Below are 19,062 nucleotides of genomic sequence, written 5' to 3' on the forward strand. Positions count from 1 at the left end.
GGTCTGTGGCTGAGGCGGATGGTGCGCTCGGCGACCCCGGTAGCGGTTGTTTGTAGTTAACGGGCTGTGGCTGAGGTAGTGGTGCGGTCGTCGGTTGGGTGTCCGTTGCGGGGGCCGGGGACATCTGCCTGTCGATTCAGGTCAGTTCCGCTCCCCAGCCCAGTGGGGGGCGCGCCACCAAGCGCCCGCGGCTGCATCGGCGTCACAACGTCCGAAGACTCGCCGACCACTCCCGCGCGTTCTTCGGACGTACGGCGTTTGAGGTGGTCACCGCCGCGAGTCCGCACTCGCCGACGGACGGGCGCTCGCCTGCGACCACCTTGAGCACCCACCGACCACTTGATGGCCGGGGATGTGGTTGGCGGGTGCACAAGGTCGGTGGGGCTCGTCATGTTGTGCACCCACCGACCGTTCTGTGGTCGGGGATTGGTTGAGGGGTGCACGAGGTGGTCAGCCGAAGGGTTGGCGGTGTTCTACCTCGGGGTAGCCGTTGCCGTGGTGGGACGGGGGGAGGACGACGTGCGGCGCCTGGGCGACCGGCGGGTGTGCAGCCGTCGCGCCGGGAGAAGCCGGTACGCCGGTCTCCGCGGCCGGCCCGGATTCCGTCGGTGCGGCATCCCGTACGGCGGTCTCCGCGGGCGCGGAGGGAGCAGCGCAGGTGGTTGGGGTGATGGGGGGTGGGGTGGCTGGTGGGGTGGGGGTGTTGGAGAGGCCGTCGCGGATGTTGGTGAGGAGGCGGTGTTCTACGGCTTCCAGTTCGGCTATGCGGGTGCGGATCTCTTGTTCTTCGGCGCGGGCTTCGGTGAGGAGGTGGTCGGCCTCGGCCTTGGCGGTTTCGCGGAGGTGGTCGGCGGTGCGTTGGCTGGCGCTGAGGACGCTGAGTTCGTAGCGGCGCAGTTCGTCGGACAGTTCGCCGGGACCGCGCTGCGCATCGAGGATGGCCGCGGCCGGTTGCGGGATCGCATCCGGCAGGGTGCCTTCCAGCTCGGCGATCTGTTGGTCGACCCGGGTGAAGAGGTCGGCCACGTCGGTACGCATCTGGCGGATGGTGGTCGCCGCGGCGTGGACCCGTTCATTCGCTTCGCGCTCGCGTTCGCGTGCGGTCCGCTCCGCCGAGGTGATCACGTTCAGCGCGATCACCGCAGCCCGTTCAGCGGGGTCGTCGGGCGAATGCCCCGCGTCGACCAGCAATCCGTCGGCGTCCAGTCCAGCGCCATCGGCTCCTGCCCCATCACCCAAGACACCCGATCCGGCACCAGAGCCCGCAGCAGCGGGCGAGTGACCGGCCCCGTGCACACCCCCACTCACACCCGATCCGTCGCCTGAGTCCGCGGCACCCGATGCGGCACCTGAGCCCGCCCCACCCGGCATAACGCCCGAGCCGGGAGCACCTGGTACGACGGCTGGGGTTGGGGCGGCTGGGGCGGTGGGGGCGGCGAGGTCGGGGGCTTGGTCGGTGATGGCTACGGTTCGGCGGAGGGGGACTTCGCGGATGAAGAGGACGGCTAGGAGGCTGACGGCCGCGGCGGCTGCGGCTATGACGAAGATGTGGCCGGTGGCGTCGCCGTAGGCGTGGCGGACGATGTCGGCGACCGGGGCGGGTAGGGAGTTGACGTCGAGGACCGAGCCGCCGGAACCGCCTGGTGCGGCGCCGGCCGCTTCTGGGCCTAGGGCTCGGAGGTTGCGGGTGATGAGGTCGGTGACGCGGTTGGCGAGGACGGCGCCGAGGACGGAGACGCCGACGGCACCGCCGAGGCTGCGGAAGAAGGTGACGGTGGCGCTCGAGGCGCCGACCTGGCTGACGTCGACGGTGTTCTGTACGGCGAGCACCAGGTTCTGCATCATCATGCCCATGCCGATGCCCATCGAGAGCATTCCGGCGCCGACGTACCAGTACGGGCTCTCGTGGTCGATCGTCCCGAGCAGCCCGAGACCGGCGGTGAGGAACAGTCCACCAAGAACCAGGTACCGCTTCCACTTGCCGAACCGGGTGATCAGCTGACCCGATCCGACCGACCCGAAGAACGAGCCGAGCATCATCGGGATCGTCAGCAGACCGGCTTCGGTCGGGCTGTAACCACGCGCGACCTGGAAGTACTGCCCCAGGAACACCGCGCTACCGAACATCGCGATACCGACCGACAGACTCGCCAGGATCGCTAGCGCCGTCGTCCGTTCGCGGACCACCGTGACGGGGACGAGCGGGTCACGTGCGTGGGTCTCGACGATCACGGCGAGCAGCGCGAGCAACGCCGTACCGCCGAGGTAGGCACCGGTCTGCCAACTCCACCACGCGAAGTGGGTGCCGGCGAACGAGACCCAGATCAGCGGAAGACTGGCAGCACCGGCGATCAAAACAGCGCCGAGGTAGTCGAGCTTGATCTGTCGTTTGATCACCGGCAGGTGCAGGAAGCGCTGCAGCACGATCAGGCTGATGACCGCCAGCGGGACGCAGACGTAGAAGCACCAACGCCATCCCAGCCACGAGGTGTCGACGATCACGCCACCGACGAGCGGACCGGAGACGGTGGCGACCGCCATGACCGCGCCCATGTAGCCGGAGTACCGGCCGCGGTTGCGGGGTGGGATCGCGGCGCCGACGATCGCTTGGGCCAGCGCCATCAGGCCGCCCATCGCGAGGCCTTGCAACACCCGCGCGCCGATCAGGAACGGCACGTTCTGAGCTGCGCCGGCGAGCGCGGAGCCGACCACGAACATGATGATCGCGAGCTGCACCAGCAGCTTCTTGCTCATCAGGTCGGACAGCTTGCCCCAGACAGGCGTGGACACGGTCATCGCGAGCAGGCTGGCAGTGACGACCCACGTGTACTGCGTCTGCGAACCCTCGAGGTCGGCGATGATCGTGGGCAGCGCGTTGCTGACGATCGTCGAGCTGAGCACCGCGGTGAAGAGCGCGGCCAGCAGCCCGGCCAGGATCTCGAGGATCTCCCGGTGGGTCAGCTCAGGATCGGCGCCCGGAGCAGGAGGCGCCGGTATGACGGCCGCCGGCTCCTCGGAGCTGTACTTGGAGCGATAACGGGTGGGGGCATCGAACTGCGCCGTTGCCGAAGCGGTGGCCTCGGTGCGGGTGGCTGACATCGGGTTCCGTTCGTCCGCGGGGTCGCTTCGGCCGAGAGCAGTGGATCAGCACTGTCCTCGGGGCGGAAAGCGGCCGGCGTTGCCTCACCCAGCCAGATATTGGTTGCAACTACCAACGATAAACCCGCTGCGTCAGCAACCCGTCACCGGCTGCCCAGGTGATCTCTTTCTGAGACGCCTCTCCCGGTGAGAGCGTTTGCCACGTACGATCCGGTGCTTGTTGAGTCAGTTAACTAAGCCACCCCGGCGGAGCTGTCAGGGCCCGCCGGGGTACCTAAGCGCAACAGTCGACGGCCACGAAGTTCTTCCAGACCGCCGTGTCCCCGCCGGCCGCCTCGACGCGGTCCGCAAGGCACGGCAGCAACTCGCCGTGCGAGACACGAAAGCGGATGTCGGGGTGCCGCGTCAGTACGCCGGTGAGTGTCAGATCGGTCACCGCCCGAGCCACCTCGAAGGGGAACTCGATCAACGCGCGGGCCGATCCAGCGCGACCTGTCGCCACTGCGGTGGTGAGGTCGGATGCAGAAGCACTTGGGCGGACCGCGCATTGAGCGCTCGCCACACCGGCTCCCACGAGGGCTCACCCGGATAGAGCCCAGTCACGTTGCTGAGCAGGATCACGCCGTCCGCGTGCAAGACGTCGTACGCGTAGTCGAGTTCTGCCAGCGCCGCGTCGACGTCCGGCAGCGGCAGGCTCGCCAGGAAGGTGGAGCCGGGTCGCTGCGCGCAGAGCTCGGCGGCCAACTCGTTGACCCGACGCGACAGCACCCGCGCGCGGAAGTCGTCCCCGAAGTGAACACCTGGCGACGGGATCGACAGCACATCACCTGACGGAAAGGTCGGCCAGCCGGGCAGTCCGTCAGGACGGAGATGCCCGGCTCGCTCCGCAGCCGCGACGTACTCGGCCGGCAGGAAGTGCGTGTAGACAGTCATTCGACCGGGTGCAGGAGGTCTTCCAGTCCGATCCGATGCAAGAACTCGGACCGGACCCGATCGGCGACCGCGTTGACCACGATCGCGCCGTCGTCCGACGGGTCGTAACTCGCGCGGAACGGACGCTTGCCCTTCTCGGTGTCGACCACCGACACGATCAACCGAGCGACCTCGGCAACGTCCGACCACTCCGGCTCCAGCTCGGCCAGGCGCTGGCCAACCTGATCCATCAGCCCGGCGTACTTGGTCTCGTACGCCGCGACCACGTCCGTGTCGGCCGGTGAACCGCTGTGCAGGAAGTGGTTCGTCCCGTGCGTGAAAGCACCCGGTACGACGATCGTCGTCTCGATCCCGAATCGCGTCAGCTCCAACGCATAACTCGCAGCCAGCGCGTCCATCCCAGCCTTCGCCGCAAAGTACGGCGCCAGGTACGGCGGAGTCCCACCGCGCGTACTCGAGCTGCCGACCCACACGACCAGCCCGTCGCCCTGCGCCCGCAGTACCGGCAGCGCCGCCCGGTTGAGCCGCTGAGTCCCAACAACGTTGGTGTCATAGAGATCCAGCAACTGCTGCGGAGTGAACGCCTCGGCCGGCCCGGTGACCATGTGACCCGCGTTGTGGATCAGTACGTCGAGTCGCCCTTCGGCACCGACGACCGTGTCGACCGCCTGCTGCGCCGAACTCTCTGAGCTGACGTCCAGCTCGACAACTCGCAGACCAGCCTCCGTCGCCTCGGCCGCCGGGCCCGCATTCCGGCCGGCGAGGTCACGCATGCCGGCGTACACGGTGTGACCGGCGTCGGCGAGAGCGCGGGCAGTCAGGGCACCGAAGCCGCTGGACGCGCCACTGATCAGAACGATCATGCTGCCGAACCACCGTTCGCGTAGATGACCTGGCCGTTGATCCACCGCGCGGGGCCGGCCAGGAAGGCGATGATCTCGGCGATGTCGGACGGCTGGCCGAGGCGCTCGAGCGGCGGCTCGGCGGCGATCCGGTCGATCAGTTCCTGCGGCTTGCCGTCGAGGAACAGCGGGGTCGCGGTCGGACCGGGGGCGACGGCGTTGACGGTGATGTCGCGGCCGCGCAGTTCGCGCGCCAGGATCAGCGTGATCGCCTCGACGCCACCCTTGCTGGCGGCGTACGCCGAATAGCCGGGCCGGGCGAGCCGGGTGAGCGAGCTGGAGATGTTGACGATCGCGCCACCGTTGCGAACCCGCCGGCTGGCCTGCTGGTCGACCACGAAGGTGCCGCGCAGGTTGGTGCGGATGATGTCGTCGAAGACCTCCAGGTCGAGCTCGGCCAGCGGCGCGAGCGGCATGATCCCGGCCGCGTTGATCACCACGTCGACCCCACCGAACTCCTGCTCGGCCCGGTCGAACAGCGCGGTCACCGCAGCCTCGTCGGCGACATCAGCCTGTACGGCGATCGCCCGGCCGCCGTCGGCCTCGACCTCCTTGACGGCCAACTCGGCCCGGTCCTTGCTGCCGGAGTAGCCGATCACCACCGCGAACCCGTCCCGGCCGAGCCGGGCGGCAGCCTCGCGGCCGATCCCACTCGAGCCGCCGGTCACGATCGCGACCCTGCTGTTCTCAGTCATCGTCATGCGCCTTTCGAGAATGTCGTTTCTTGCTGACACCTCCAGCGTGCGTCCGGCGATGGATCAAATCCAACGACTCAAATCGATGGCAGGATCAATTCTGCTGATGCATCTGCGCACCCAGCGAGGTCCCCGGCGGCTGCTGCAGATGAGTACCGACCAACCCGAGCAGGGCCCGCAGCGCTGCGGTCGGCTTCCGCTTCCGCAGCGTCGCCATGTAGAGCGACCACTGGAAGGTCTCGTCCACGATCGGTACGACGCGCACCGCGTCCAGCCCGGCGACGGCGTACTCGGGGAGGATCCCGAGGCCCACTCCCTGCGCCAGAAACTGGACGCCGTTCTCGATCCCGAGCGCCTCGACCACCACTTGGCGCTCGATCCCGGCCGCCTCGAAGGTCTGGTCGATCAGCGTCCGGGTTCCGAACCCCGGAGGGAAGTCGACGAACTCCTCGTCGGCCAGATCGGCGACCCGGACCGATCTGCGCCGCGCCAGCCGATGCCCGACCGGTACGGCGAGCACCTGCGGAACCTGGAGCAACTCCCAGGTCGTCAGCTCCCGCGGCACACTGCCCTGCGGTACGCCGAGGAATCCGACATCGATGTCACCGTTACGCAGCGCGACGATAATCCCGGCTGAGCCCTCGGCGTTGACTCTCAGTTGCAGCTCGACATTCGGATACCGTCTGCGAAATTCGGCGGCCGCGGCCGGCAGATCGATCAGGCCGAGTCCGGGCAGCAGCCCGACGCGGACCGACCCGCGCAGACCGGCGCCGAGTTCGTCGACGACATCACGGGCGCCCTGGACGGCGTCCATCACCGCGAGCGCTTCCGGGAGCAACGCCGTACCGGCTTCGGTGAGCACGACGCGTTGGGCACTGCGCTCGAAGAGCGTGACCTTCAAGTCCCGTTCAAGTGCTGCGATCGCAGCGCTCACCGCACTCTGAACAACGTGCAAACGCCTGGCAGCCAAGGTGAAGCTGCGCTCGTGCGCCACCGCCACGAAGTACTCCAGCTGCCGCAGTTCCACTCCGGCAGTGTGTCACTGCGCGGGGCGGACCGCCTCGCGGTCGACCCAGACGAGGTGACCGTGGTGGCTGACCAGGACCTCGTCGGCGCGACGGCCGAGCTCGTGCCCGGCGACCCAGCGGCCGCCGACGCGGATCTGGACGTCGCCCGTGGACCGGGTATCGGAGGAACCTTTGGCCGGGGAAGAGGCGAGAGGCATAGCGACCTGACTTCGTGACAGGGGCGGCGTGGGGGGGGTGGCAGCGACAAGACTACAACCGCATTGTGACGCGGCGTTAGCGGTAACTCGAATTGATCACGAAGCACAACGAAGCTGTAAGTGCCCCGAAGATGCATAACGGGGTCGAAGTGGGGTAGGAATGTGGGTGCAAGGTCCTGACCGTGGTCCAGACATGTGCCGCGCCGTGACTCACGTCGCGAGGTCAGAACATGAACAGCACTGCAGTTACCAGCGCCGCCCGGCATCGTGCCGATCAGCGAGACAGCGAAGCCCGGGCTCTGTTGAGCGAACGGGCCGCCAGTACCGACGAAGACCACCGTCAGCAGCTGCTCGATCAAGCGATCGAGTTGCATCTCGCGGTGGCCCACAGCATCGCCTCCCGCTTCCGCAACCGCGGCGTGGAGTCCGACGATCTCGACCAGGTCGCGTACCTCGGTCTGGTCAAGGCCGCCCGAAGTTTCGACCCGTCGACGGGTACGCCGTTCCTCGCGTACGCCGTCCCGACCATTCGCGGCGAGGTGAAACGGTACTTCCGGGACTGCTCCTGGACGGTCCGGATCCCGCGTCGCCTGCAGGAGCTGCAGGGCTCGATCGCCTCCGTCCGGCCGCAACTGGTCCAGGACCTGCACCGCGAGCCCACCCAGGCGGAGATCGCGGCCGAAATAGGGGCCGAGGTCAACGAAGTGGAGGACGCGATCGCGGCCGACGGCTGCTTCTCCGTGCTCTCCCTGGACCGTCCGCTGGACGGTGACTCCGCGGCCCGGCTCGGTGACACGATCGCCGACGACGACACGGCGTTCGAGCAGACCGAAGCGGTCGCCGTACTCGCTCCGGCGCTGACCATGCTGAAGCCGCGCGAGCGGCGGATTCTGGAACTGCGGTTCGTCGAAGGACAGACCCAGGCCGACATCGGTGCCGAGATCGGGGTGAGCCAGATGCAGGTCTCGCGCCTGCTGCGCGGCATCCTCGACCGGCTCCGGGACCGGCTCGAACCCCCTGCGGCAGCTGCCGCTTGAGCCACCGGCCGATCTTCGTAGTGCAGTTGCACGATGCACGGCGCCTGCACTACGACGTCCGGCTGGAGGTTGACGGCGTCCTGAAGTCGTGGGCGGTCCCGCGTGGACCGTCCTTGGATCCGGTGGTGAAGCGGCTCGCGGTCTTCACCACCGATCACGACCTGGAGTACGCGTCGTACGAGAGCAGCAACGTCATCGTCTGGGACGCCGGCGTCTACACGAACCTGACGCCGGGGAGTGCGGCCGAGGCCATCGACCACGGCCACCTCAAGGTGCAGTTCCACGGCATCAAGCTGACCGGCGCGTGGGCTTTCACCCGCACCAACCAGGACTGGTTGCTGGTCAAGGTCCGCGACGAGGCCGCCGATCCGGAGCGGGATCTGACGATCACCGAGCCACGATCCGTCCTGAGTGGTCTAACCATCGAGGAAGCGGCCGCCTCGAAGCCCTGAGCGTCAAGAGACCTGACCGAATCCGGCCAGTGACGCACCTTGACCACCCTCTCGGCCCCCACCGACACTGCATGCGTAGTTCTGACCATCCTCGCCGCCCGGAGGACAAGAATGCGCAAGCTCGCCGTCGCCCTTTCCACCGTCGTACTGACTGCGCTGTTGCCACTACCGGCTCACGCCGCGCCACCACCGGTCTGGACCCACAACTCGTCCGACCGGCTCTTCCCGTATGCGACCCGCCCGGCCAACGCGCCGACCTCGATCGATCTGTACGCCGCCCGTAACGAGGTCGAGGCCGCCCAGATCGCGATCCGCCCGACCGCCCCGACCGACAACGTCTCCGTTGCCACGAGCAACCTCATCGGCCCCGGCGGCGCGACGCTCTCGGACATCACCGTACGGCGCGAATACCTGCACCCGAACGTCGTCCAAGCCGGTGACGCCGAGCGGGAAGGCACCGGTACGGCGTACTACGACGCCCTCGTCGAGAACACCCCACGGACCCTGGCCGCCAACGTCACCCAGCCGTATCACTACAGCGTGCGCGTGCCGACCGGCGCGACGCCCGGCCTCTACACCGGTACGGCGACCGTCCAGAGCAGCGCCGGGAACGTCGTGATCCCGGTCCGGGTGACGGTGGCGCCGGCCACGCTGCCGCCGACCAACCAGTCGACGTTCAAGATGAACAACTGGACGACCTCGGCCGGCTGGGACTACACCGGCACGATCCAGGCGATCCCGCTCCAGTACGACAACGCCGAGATGTACAGCCCGAACTGGTGGCGAGTGATCGAGTCGATGGCTCGCGATCACGCCAAGCACCGTAACAACGTGGTCTTCGCGGACTTCCAGGCACTGCTCATCCCGAACACCACGATCGATGCTGCAGGCAACTACACGTTCGGCTGGGACACCTTCGACCGGTTCATCAAGATCTACCAGGACGCCGGCGCGCTGCAATGGATCCACACGCCGCACCTGCTGATGACCAGTGACCCCGCCAACGGTCTGCCGAACCGGGTGGAGACGCTCAAGCGGGCCGCCGACGGTTCCACCCAGATGGTCCCGCTGACCTCGGGATCCGCGGAGGCGACGACGTACCTGAACAAGGCGTTCGCCGCCCTCAAGCAGCACCTGGACGCCAAGGGTCTGACCGACCTCTTCTACATGAGCGCGAACGACGAGACGACGCGCGCCGAGGACGTCACCGCGGCCAACTGGATGTACGGGATCTACCGCAAGTACTTCCCGAACCCGAAGCTGAACGAGGCCGAGCTCGCCGTCCTGAACCCAGGCACGGCAACCACGGCGAACACTCCGATCATCAACCTGTACGAGAACAACGTCGGCGTCTTCCAGACCAAGCGGCTGGCCGGGAACGAGCTGTGGCTCTACAACTGCATCGGTCCGCAGGGACCGTACCTGAACCGCTTCTTGATGTCGCACCTGGCCAAGACCCGGCTGACGCCGCTGCTGGCGTGGAAGGCGAACGCGGTCGGCTACCTGCACTGGGGCTGGAACTACTGGTTCGGCGAGCTGAACAAGCGGTTCGATACCTTCGACGGAGTTCAGAACGGCGACAACTTCATCGTGCGGCCCAACCGGCCGGCGTACGGCCTGTACGACAGCATCCGCAGCGAGGCACAGACGGACGGGCTCGAGGACTACGAGCTGTTCACCCAGCTGGCCGCTACCAAGCCGGTACTCGCTCGCGCATTGGCGAACTCGCTGCTGATGAACTCGTACACGGTGGACAAGTCGGGTGCCGCGGTCGACGCCGTCCACCGGCAGGTTCTGGACGCGCTCGCGTCCGGTGGACCCGACCAGGTCTACCCGTACGCCGACGACTTCAGCTTGGGCTCGCAATCGTGGCAGTCCAACGCGGGTGCCTGGTCTGTCTCCGGTGGTGCATTGACCCAGACCGCGACCGACAACTGGAACTACGTCGCCGGTCTGGAAGGACGCGCGTACGCCGATGTGTCGGCGAGCGTGGACCTGCAGATCCGCGGCGTGAACTCCAATGGTGGCAACACGAACTGGGCCGGTCTGGTGGTACGCAACCTGAACCCGACCGACTTCGAGAGCGGCTATCTCGTGGCCCAGCGCAACAACGGCGAGGTCTTCGTCTTCAAGGCCGGTGCGACGCTCGGCAAGGGACAAGCCGTCGGCTACGCACCTGGTCAGTTCAACCGATTGCGAGTGGTTGCGCGCGGCAACAAGATCACCGTGTACGCCGGGACTGGCAAAGACCCTGTGGTGTCGGTGACCGACTCGTCGTTCACCGCCGGTGGAATCGGCCTGGCGAGTGGCGGGGTGAACGTGGCCTTCGACAACGTCCGACTCAACCCGGATGTGAACCCGGCCGAAGGCGGCGCGGTATCCGTCTCGTCGTCGTACGACAGTGACGGCTGGCGCGCGATCGCGGCTGTCGACGGACGTCGTACGTCGGATGCCAGCTCAATGGGATGGACATCGGGAGCGGCCACGAGCGCAACCGATCAGCAGACGTTCAAGGTCGATCTGGGTGCGGCGCGGGCCTTGGGCCGGGTGGATCTGTATCCGCGGGCGGACGGGACCAACGTGGGTATTGGGTTCCCGGTCGACTACGACGTACAGGTGTCGGCTGATGGTGCTTCCTGGACGACTGTGGCGTCGCGGGTCAACCAGCCGCGGCCGACCGGAGTGCAGTCGGTGGACTTCGCGACGCAGAACGTGCGCTACGTACAGGTGGTCGGGAAGAAGCTGGCGCAGGATCCGTTCGGGGCCTACCGGATGCAATTTGCCGAGGTCGAGGTCGCCGGCGGCAACCTCGCGGCCGGACGGCCGGTGAGCTCGTCGACCTCCTCGGAGTTTGTGAACGAGGGTTGGCTGCGGGCGAACCTCACCGACGGCGCCCGGCAGTCGCGACTGTGGAACTCGATGGGCTGGACGAGCGAGTCCGTCGCAGCGAACTCACCGCAGTGGGTCCGGGTAGACCTGGGTGCGCCCAGCCGGATCAGCAAGGTCGATCTGTATGCCCGCTCTGACGGCAGCAGCACCGGCAGCGGCTTCCCGGTCGACTACGTCGTCGAGACCTCAACGGACGGGGTCAACTTCACCCCGGTCGCCACGGCGAACGACGTACCGCAGCCTGGTTCTGCTGCGGTGACGCAGACCTTCCCGACGACCACAGCCCGGTACGTGCAGGTGCGCGGGACCGAGCTGCGGCCGGACGGCGAAGGCGGCTATCGCATGCAGCTTGCTGAGCTCGAGGTGAGTTAGAAGGTGTCGATGTGGATGACGTCGTCGAGTGACTGCCGCGGGGCGGGCTTGAAGGTGTCGCCCGTGTAGTACGCGGTCGGGAGTAGCACGGACTGCCGGATCTCCTCCGGCAGTCCGAGCAGCTCCTGGATCTCCTTCTCGTAGACCATGTGCAGCGTCGTCCATGCCGTACCGAGGCCGCGGGCGCGCGCTGCGAGGCAGTAGCTCCAGGCGGCCGGCAGGATCGAGCCCCACGTGCCGGACTGGTTCCCAGCCGGCAGCTTGCTCACCGTGAGACACGGGATGACCAGCACGGGGACCTGTCCCATCCGCTCACCCAGGTAAGCGACGCTGTCCCCAACCCGCCGCTGGACAGGCGCACGCTCAGGGTCGTCAGCGTGCAGCTTGCCGGCAGCACCCGGCCCGGCCAGATACTGCTCAACCGCCAGCCGGTAGTACTCCCCGATCGCCGCCCGCTTCTCCGCATCCGTAACCACCATCCAGTGCCACGTCTGCCGGTTACTCCCCGACGGCGCCTGCACCGCAACCTCGATGCACTCCCGCACCAACTCGATCGGTACGGGCTTCTCGAGGTCGAGGCGCTTGCGGACGGTGCGAGTGGTGGTCAGCAGCTCATCAGGCGTCAGCGTCATCCAGCCAGTGTGTCAGCAGGTGTAGAGGGAGCTGGGGTGGACCTTCTCGCAGAAGCGGACGTGGAGGTGGTTGTCGTGGGCCGGCCACTGGGTGGTGAGGCCTTCGTTGATCAGGGTGGGGTCGTTGAAGAAGATGATCCGCACGTGGCCCGGGGCGGCGGCGTGGATCGCTTGGATCAGCTGGCGGGTGGCTGCGCGGTCGTACGTCGTCGACTGCCAGGTGATGCGGCCGGCGGTGCACTGGCCGTTGTCGGTGCGGATCGGCCAGATGTCGATGTCGAGGCCGACGTCGTGACTGCCGTGGCCGGGGATGTCACCGCCGTGCTCGAACCCGGCATCGCCGTACGGGACCTTGCCCTGGCCGGTGCCGGCGAACGAGCGGGCCGCCTCTTCCAATTGGGCGACTGCGGCTGAGGTGGCCCAGTTGGCCGCCGTACCGTTGCCGTCGGGGTCCTGGTCGCAGAGGTTCGCGGTGAAGTCGGGGTAGTCGTAGTGCCAGGCGAGATTGCGCCAGGTGATCGGACCGACGATGCCGTCCGACCCGATCCCGGCGTGCGTCTGGAAGGTGGCCACCGCGTCGCGGACCGCCGTACTGAAGACTCCGTCGACGGGGAGGCTGAGGCGGCGCTTGGCGTTCAGCTCGACCTGGAGCGCCTTGACGGCGGCGTTGTTGTCGCCGGACCGGATGGTCGGGGCGAGTGCGGCCCAGGTCTGTGGGCCGACGATCCCGTCGACGCCGAGCGCCTTCGCCGTCTGGAAGGCCTTGGCCGCGTCGACGGTCGAGGCGCCGAAGACGCCGTCGGCCGGGGCGGTCTGGCCGTTGTACTGCAGCAGGTACTGGATCGCCAGTACGTCGGCGCCGCGGTTGCCGCTGCTCTGCGTCGGGAAGAAGGCGTTGGCGTAGGCGTTGGCAGCGGTCGGGATGAGGGCGAGGGCCAAGGCCAGGAGTACGACCAGGAGACGTCGCATGAAAGATCCTCCGGGGGCGGTCGAAGAAACTAAGTTACGGTCGTCCGCCACAATCCGGCATCAATTACCCCTCGCGCAACCCCTACTCGAAAGGTTTCGGATCCCCGGCGCCGACCCGGACCACCTCGGCGAAGTCCTCGGAGAAGTCGATCACGGTGGTCGGCTCGGTCCCGGTCTCACCGTCGATCACGGCGTCGACCTGGTTGTCGAGCTCCTCCTTGATCTCCCAGCCCTGGGTCATCGGCTCCTCGTGACCGGGCAGCAGCAGCGTGCTCGACAGCATCGGCTCGCCGAGCTCCTCGAGCAGCGCCTGGGTGACCACGTGGTCGGGGATCCGGACTCCGACCGTCCGCTTCTTCGGGTGCAGCAGCCGCTTCGGGACCTCTTTGGTGGCCGGCAGGATGAACGTGTAACTGCCCGGCGTGGCCGCCTTGATCGAGCGGAAGACGGCGTTGCTGATGTGCACGAACTGCCCGAGCTGGGCGAAGTCCTGGCACATCAACGTGAAGTGGTGCTTGTCGTCCAACTGCCGGATCGACCGGATCCGGTCGATCCCGTCCCGGTTCCCCAGCGCGCAGCCGAGCGCGAAACACGAGTCGGTCGGGTAGGCGATCAGCCCACCGTCGCGGACCAGGTCGACGACCTGACCGACCGCGCGCTTTTGTGGATTCTCCGGATGTACATCGAAATACCTCGCCATGACCGTCGAGCCTACCGCCGGATCCGCGCCAGCCGTTCGATCCCTTCGCGCAGAACGGCCGCCGGCAGCATGAACGGGATCCGGGTGTGATCGTCGACCGCGCCGAACACGGCACCGGGGAGCAGCGTGACGCCGTGCCGCTGGGCGAGCTGGCTCCACTCGGTGGCGGTCCCGTGCGGCAGACGAACCCAGAGCGAAGCGCCGGCGCGCGGCTCTTGCCACGTCCAGCCAGGCAGGTGCTGCTCGACGAGACCAGTCAGCGTCCGAAGCTGCACCGGCAAGCTTGTACGACGTTCTGCCACGGCATCCTCGTAGTGATCGAAGAGCCGCCGAGCCACCTCTTGAGCGACAAGTGAGCTGCCGAGATCGCTGATCCCACGAACCTGCGCGAGTCTTGCGACCGCTTGTGGTGACGCACGGATCCAGCCGAGTCGCAGCCCACCCCAGAACACCTTGCTCAGCGAGCCGATCGTGACCAGCCGCTCGTGAGTCCCCAACACCGAGTCGTTGGGAGCGAACGCCGTACCGGCTAGTGAGGTGTCGTCGGCGAGGACGACGTCGTACCGATCGAGGAGGCGGCTGAGCCGTCGGCGGCGGTCAGCGGACATGACGATGCCGGTCGGGTTGTGGCCGGACGCCTGCACGTAGACGAGTCGTGGTTCCTCGGTTGCGACCAGCTTCTCCAGCGCGTCGACATCCAGGCCGTCATCGTCCATCGGGACCGTCAGCAGTCTGCTGCCGGTCCGGGCGAATGCGTCTAGTGCTCCCCGGTACGTCGGTTGTTCGACGATCACGCGATCACCGGGCTGAAGGCAGCCACGTGCCACCAACTCCAACCCCTGCTGGGCTCCTGACGTGACCAGGACGTCGTCGGCCGTGGTCCCGTCGTCGTACCAGCGGGCGATCCGCTCGCGCAGCGCAGGCAAGCCTTTGAGGTGATAGCCGTGGTGGGTCGTGGTCAGCTGCAGGTAGTCGTCGCGGGTGAGGCTCGCGGCGACATCAGCGACGATGCCGAGGCTCGGCAGCGCGGCCGTCGCGAAGTCGATCGTGGCGGGCGGTCCGTCGAGGAATTGGCTGGCCACGTGGTCACCGGCTAGCTCGCTGCTCGACACGGTGTGCCGGGCCTTCGCCAGGACCCTGGTCCCGCTGCCGCGCCGCCGCTCCAGCCGGCCGCTGTCCTGGAGCTCCTGGTACGCCGCGACTACCGTCGTCCGGCTCATCGTGAGGGCCACGGCCAGCGCACGTTCAGGCGGCAGGACCGCGCCGGGCGGGAGTTCACCGCGGTCGATCAGCTCGGCCAGGCTCTCGCTGAGCCGCCGGTAGAGCGGACCTGTCGGCGTACCGGTCCCTACCAGCATCCGCTGCAGCTGGTCGGTCGTGATCCTGTCCATTCGAGTCCAATTCCGGCGATGTGGCTCTGGAGATCATCGCACCGGACGGGTCAGGGTTGAGCTCATGAGCGTCACCTATCAGTTCGAGTACGCCGAGCGGCTGCGCTGCGCCTTCATCGGCGCCGGCGGGCACTCGTACCGCAACGTCTACCCGGCCTTCCAGTACGCACCGGTCGACCTGGTCGCGATCTGCGACATCGAGCTGGACCGGGCCCGGACCTATGCGCGCGGGTTCGGCGCGCCATCGGCGTACGACGATCATCGCGCGATGCTGGCAGCGGAACAGCCTGACGTGGTCTTCATCGTCACGTCGTACACGGACAGCGGTGATGTGCAGGCGACCGCGCTCGCCGAGGACTGTCTGCGGGCCGGGGCTCACGTCTGGATGGAGAAGCCGACGGCGGCCGGTCTGGCGCAGCTCGATCGGCTCGAGGCGGTCGCTCGGGAGACCGGGCTGACGGTGATGACCGGGCTGAAGAAGATCTTCACGCCGGCGATCGAGAAGGTGGCCGCGATCCTGCGCGATCCGGCGTTCGGCCCGGCCAGTTCGATCGCCGTCCGGTATCCGCAGGCCTTGCCGGCGCCGGCCGATCGGTCCGACGACGTGGCGATGATCGGGTTCCTCGACCACATCTTTCACCCGGCCGCGATCCTCACCTATCTGATGGGCCCGGTACGGCGGTTGAGCTTCGAATGGGAACCGCGGACGGGAGCGTCGGTCTCGAGCCTGATGTTCGAGTCCGGCGCGATCGGGTCACTGCATCTCGCGGCTGGATCAGCGCCCGGCGCACCGCTGGAGCGGGTCGAGGTGATCGGCGACGGCGCCCATGTCGTGGTGGACAACGGCGTTCGGCTCACCTACTACCGGCGCGGGGTCGAGTTGCCGTACGGGCGATCGGCGTCGTTCATCGCCGACGACGAGGTCGCGCCGCTGCACTGGGAGCCGGAGTTCTCGCTCGGGCAGCTCTACAACAAGAACCTGTTCTACCTCGGCTATGTCCCGGAGATCGTGCACTTCTGCGAGAGCGTGCTGGCCGGAAAGCCTGTGGACAAAGGCTCTTTGGCCGATGTCCGGATGATCCTCGACCTGTATGAAAGGTACCGATGACGATCGAAGAGCAGCCGTGGGGACGGCTGGAGTGGATGGTGTCCGGTGCGTTGGGCAACTCCACCACGATGACGCTCGGCCGCTGCTACATCCGGCCGGGTGAGCAGAATTCACGGCACTACCACCCGAACTGCGACGAGATTCTGCATGTCCTGCAAGGGACGATCGAGCACAGCGTCGACGACGAGCTGGTCCGGATGGGCCCTGGTGACACGATCAGCATCCCGTCCGGCCGCGTGCACAACGCCCGCAACCTCGGCGACGACGAGGCGATCTTCGTGATCGCGTTCTCCAGTCCGGACCGGCAGGTGATTACTTCGCCAGGCCGATCGCCGTCGCAGTGACGACCAGGTTGTCCTCGTAGCCGCCGTTGTTGCGGTCGTACGCACCAGTGCAGGTGATCAGAACCAGCCGGTGTGCACCGGTCTGATCGAAGGCTCCACTCTTCGTCGCGAGCGCATCCTTCGGCACCGAGACCTTGGAATCGATCCGGTACGTCGCGGTCCGCCCGGCACCCCGCAGTACGACGTACTCGCCGGGCTCGGCCTTGCGCAGGCGTGCGAAGAAGCCGAGCCCTTCGGTCTTGGTGTCGACGTGACCGGCCAGCACCACCGATCCGAACGGATCACCAGCCTCGGCACCGCCGTCCCACCATCCGACGCGGCGCGCGCCGGACGGCACCTGCAGTTGATCGCCAACCGTCCCAGCCGGTACGACGGGCGCCTGCGCGCCGCCGGGCAGCACCACCTCGGTCGGCACGAACCGGATGCGTTGGCTCGGCGCCGGCGTACCGACTCTGCCTGAGGGGACGTCTGTCGACGGCGTGATGAGCGGGTCCAGCGGAGTGGACGACGGCACCGGCGTCGAAGTGCCGCCGTCCACCCCTGTGCCCGGCACAGCTCCGTCCAGCTGCGCGGTGCACCCCTCCAGGCCCACGCAGCAGATCAGGAGCAGTCCGAGCAGCAGCCTCCTCAGCGGCGTACCACCCGTCGTGCAGTGATCACTGTGGCCAGGAGAAGCAGCAGTGCGATCCCTGCCAGCGCCGGGGTGTGGTCAGGCCCGGCTCCGGTGTTGACCACCTTGGGCTTGGGCGAACCGGCCGACCGGAGTTTGATCGTGCCGACGGCCACCGTCATCGTTTTCTGGCTCGGTGCACCGACCGCGAAAACGCGGGTCAGATATCCGGCCTTGAGTGGCAAAGCCAACGGACCGAGAACAACAGGTGACTTCGCACCCGCCGGCACGATCTCGACACTGTAAGTGGCCGCCGGGACGACTACGTCGAGTGATTCTCCGTTCGCGACATTTGCGAACAGGACCTGACCGTTGACCTTGATATCGGCCGGCCCGACCGCCGCGGTGTGCGCGACCCGGACAGCGGCCTTGTCGGCCGGGACCGCGGTCAGTTTGTTGTTGTAGGAGGTGATCACCGGAGCACCGCCCGGCGAGGCCGGCTCGTGGATCACCACATCCAGACTGCCACCGGACGCGACCGTCACCTTACGCTCGATGACGACCTTTCCGTCTTGTTTTGCAGTGATTGTGCGCTGGCCGGCCGAGACTCCGAAGGGTCCGATCAGCTTGGCGCCGGCGACCTTCGTCCCCACCTCTTTGCCGTCGACGCTGATGTCGAGGGTCTTCCCTGCCAGGCCCTGGACGACGAAGAGGTTGCCCCCTGCGGCGGCCTCCGCGGGCGCCAGCGGTGCCGAGATCACCGCCGCCACGAGTAGTACCGGAATTACCGGACCGCGCATTCTCGAATATACTGCGCGAAAACACCCGGCCACGCTGCGTTTATTCATTTTGCCCCCTGGGTACTGGCTCGGAAAACGCCTCACATTTTCCGAATTCAGTGAATTCCGGCGTATCGTAAGCGCAAACCGATCCGGCCGCCAGTGGCTACGCGCCCAACCGGATCCCTTTCTGTGAGGCACCAGAGCTTTGGGGGCGATGGGTTCGATGCTGCATCGCGGTCGAGTAGTCCTGACGACGGCGCTGGTCCTGGTGCTCGGTGGGTGTTCCGGTGGATCCGGGCCCGTCGAGCCGAGTCCGGGGGCCGACGACACGATCGCCATTCCTCCGCCGGGCGCGTCCGATTCCGTCGCTCCGGGGCCGGGCGTGACCGAGCCCGGGATCCGGATGACCGCCGTACCGCGGACCGACGGGTCGTTCGACGTCGTCGAGGACGTGATGCTGTCGGACGCGACCGATGATGTGCAGTTGCAGGTGCCCACCTCGGGCGCGGAGCTGCCCGGGCTCATGACCAGGACAGCGCCACGAGCATCTGATCTGCAGTTGCTGGCGGACGAATCCGTGGTGCCACTGGATTCGTCCACCGTCGAGACCACACGGGATCTGCCGTTGCCGGTCGCGGCGACGAAGCTCCGGCTGACCTATCGGCTAACGGGGACGACAGTTCGCCGTACCCCCCAGCGACCGCAGCGAGCGTCCGCCGCCTTGCGACCGTTGATCGCTCCCGCCGAGGGCACCTTGCCAACCACCGTGTCAGTGTCCGACGGGCTGTTGAACGCGGTCTGTCCGCTACTTCCCGAGACCCGTTGCGCGGTGGGCGATCCGCCCCATCTGGCGATCCGGCCAGGGATCCCGGCCGCCCAGGCACTGATCGTGATCCAGGTCGACCTGCCCTGATGCAGTTTT

Annotated in this window: 19 protein-coding genes; 6 read left to right on the forward strand and 13 right to left on the reverse strand. The window is 67.4% G+C overall.

Going from position 1 to position 19,062, the window contains the following annotated elements:
* Nucleotides 1-450: 450 nt before the first annotated feature.
* From ACIA49_RS19435 to ACIA49_RS19465, 7 genes are all read right to left on the reverse strand, one after another.
* A complete protein-coding gene (locus ACIA49_RS19435) occupies nt 451-3,099 on the reverse strand; it encodes an MFS transporter (protein ID WP_396378590.1) in 2,649 nt (882 codons plus the stop codon).
* Between the two features lie 274 nt (nt 3,100-3,373).
* The gene (locus tag ACIA49_RS19440) at nt 3,374-3,535 is read right to left on the reverse strand and encodes a hypothetical protein (protein WP_396378591.1); all 162 of its coding nucleotides are present in this window, start codon (nt 3,533-3,535) and stop codon (nt 3,374-3,376) included.
* 29 nt (nt 3,536-3,564) lie between these two features.
* Nucleotides 3,565-4,032 carry an amidohydrolase family protein gene (locus ACIA49_RS19445; RefSeq protein ID WP_396378592.1) on the reverse strand — a complete coding sequence of 156 codons (468 nt, stop codon included), beginning with the start codon at nt 4,030-4,032 and terminating at the stop codon, nt 3,565-3,567.
* On the reverse strand, nt 4,029-4,895 hold the full coding sequence (locus ACIA49_RS19450; protein ID WP_396378593.1) for an SDR family oxidoreductase: 867 nt from the start codon (nt 4,893-4,895) through the stop codon (nt 4,029-4,031). The genes ACIA49_RS19445 and ACIA49_RS19450 overlap by 4 nt, the downstream gene beginning before the upstream one ends.
* Complete coding sequence (locus tag ACIA49_RS19455) at nt 4,892-5,629, reverse strand: SDR family oxidoreductase (protein ID WP_396378594.1); 738 nt, start codon at nt 5,627-5,629, stop codon at nt 4,892-4,894. Before ACIA49_RS19455 ends, ACIA49_RS19450 begins: the two co-directional genes overlap by 4 nt.
* Nucleotides 5,630-5,723: 94 nt before the next feature.
* Entirely contained in the window at nt 5,724-6,656 is a 933-nt protein-coding gene (locus tag ACIA49_RS19460) for a LysR family transcriptional regulator (protein ID WP_396378595.1), read from the reverse strand.
* A 12-nt stretch (nt 6,657-6,668) separates the two neighbouring features.
* Nucleotides 6,669-6,854 (reverse strand): hypothetical protein, encoded by a 186-nt coding sequence (locus ACIA49_RS19465; protein ID WP_396378596.1) that lies wholly within the window; start codon nt 6,852-6,854, stop codon nt 6,669-6,671.
* Nucleotides 6,855-7,084: 230 nt separating this feature from the next.
* Between ACIA49_RS19465 and ACIA49_RS19470 the strand changes: the two genes are divergently transcribed.
* The 3 genes from ACIA49_RS19470 to ACIA49_RS19480 all read left to right on the forward strand — a co-directional run bounded on the left by ACIA49_RS19470 (nt 7,085) and on the right by ACIA49_RS19480 (nt 11,604).
* Nucleotides 7,085-7,891, forward strand: coding sequence for a SigB/SigF/SigG family RNA polymerase sigma factor (locus ACIA49_RS19470; RefSeq protein WP_396378597.1), 807 nt, complete (start codon nt 7,085-7,087; stop codon nt 7,889-7,891).
* Between the two features lie 20 nt (nt 7,892-7,911).
* Complete coding sequence (locus ACIA49_RS19475) at nt 7,912-8,343, forward strand: DNA polymerase ligase N-terminal domain-containing protein (RefSeq protein WP_396378598.1); 432 nt, start codon at nt 7,912-7,914, stop codon at nt 8,341-8,343.
* A gap of 111 nt (nt 8,344-8,454) precedes the next feature.
* A complete protein-coding gene (locus ACIA49_RS19480) occupies nt 8,455-11,604 on the forward strand; it encodes a discoidin domain-containing protein (RefSeq protein WP_396378599.1) in 3,150 nt (1,049 codons plus the stop codon).
* Here ACIA49_RS19480 and ACIA49_RS19485 read toward each other — a convergent pair.
* The 4 genes from ACIA49_RS19485 to ACIA49_RS19500 all read right to left on the reverse strand — a co-directional run bounded on the left by ACIA49_RS19485 (nt 11,601) and on the right by ACIA49_RS19500 (nt 15,296).
* A complete protein-coding gene (locus tag ACIA49_RS19485; RefSeq protein ID WP_396378600.1) occupies nt 11,601-12,236 on the reverse strand; it encodes a nitroreductase family protein in 636 nt (211 codons plus the stop codon). The two genes, ACIA49_RS19480 and ACIA49_RS19485, sit on opposite strands and share 4 nt — an antisense overlap.
* A gap of 12 nt (nt 12,237-12,248) precedes the next feature.
* Nucleotides 12,249-13,205 carry a penicillin-insensitive murein endopeptidase gene (locus ACIA49_RS19490; protein ID WP_396378601.1) on the reverse strand — a complete coding sequence of 319 codons (957 nt, stop codon included), beginning with the start codon at nt 13,203-13,205 and terminating at the stop codon, nt 12,249-12,251.
* An 82-nt stretch (nt 13,206-13,287) separates the two neighbouring features.
* Nucleotides 13,288-13,905, reverse strand: coding sequence for an L-threonylcarbamoyladenylate synthase (locus ACIA49_RS19495; RefSeq protein WP_396378602.1), 618 nt, complete (start codon nt 13,903-13,905; stop codon nt 13,288-13,290).
* Nucleotides 13,906-13,916: 11 nt separating this feature from the next.
* Nucleotides 13,917-15,296: a PLP-dependent aminotransferase family protein gene (locus ACIA49_RS19500; RefSeq protein ID WP_396378603.1), complete on the reverse strand. Its 1,380-nt coding sequence runs from the start codon at nt 15,294-15,296 to the stop codon at nt 13,917-13,919.
* A 64-nt stretch (nt 15,297-15,360) separates the two neighbouring features.
* Here ACIA49_RS19500 and ACIA49_RS19505 point away from each other — a divergent pair, with 64 nt between their 5' ends.
* Both ACIA49_RS19505 and ACIA49_RS19510 read left to right on the forward strand, forming a co-directional pair.
* Entirely contained in the window at nt 15,361-16,404 is a 1,044-nt protein-coding gene (locus tag ACIA49_RS19505; protein ID WP_396378604.1) for a Gfo/Idh/MocA family protein, read from the forward strand.
* Nucleotides 16,401-16,748 (forward strand): cupin domain-containing protein, encoded by a 348-nt coding sequence (locus tag ACIA49_RS19510; protein ID WP_396378605.1) that lies wholly within the window; start codon nt 16,401-16,403, stop codon nt 16,746-16,748. The genes ACIA49_RS19505 and ACIA49_RS19510 overlap by 4 nt, the downstream gene beginning before the upstream one ends.
* On the opposite strand, the gene ACIA49_RS19515 is transcribed toward ACIA49_RS19510, so the two are convergent.
* Entirely contained in the window at nt 16,717-17,301 is a 585-nt protein-coding gene (locus ACIA49_RS19515) for a class F sortase (protein ID WP_396378606.1), read from the reverse strand. The two genes, ACIA49_RS19510 and ACIA49_RS19515, sit on opposite strands and share 32 nt — an antisense overlap.
* Before the next feature lie 74 nt (nt 17,302-17,375).
* Nucleotides 17,376-18,206 carry a DUF4397 domain-containing protein gene (locus ACIA49_RS19520; RefSeq protein WP_396378607.1) on the reverse strand — a complete coding sequence of 277 codons (831 nt, stop codon included), beginning with the start codon at nt 18,204-18,206 and terminating at the stop codon, nt 17,376-17,378.
* 157 nt (nt 18,207-18,363) lie between these two features.
* Between ACIA49_RS19520 and ACIA49_RS19525 the strand changes: the two genes are divergently transcribed.
* Complete coding sequence (locus ACIA49_RS19525; RefSeq protein ID WP_396378608.1) at nt 18,364-19,053, forward strand: hypothetical protein; 690 nt, start codon at nt 18,364-18,366, stop codon at nt 19,051-19,053.
* Nucleotides 19,054-19,062 lie beyond the last annotated feature (9 nt).

Origin of the sequence: Kribbella sp. NPDC051587, assembly GCF_044453945.1 — a bacterium.
Classification (GTDB): Bacteria; Actinomycetota; Actinomycetes; order Propionibacteriales; family Kribbellaceae; genus Kribbella.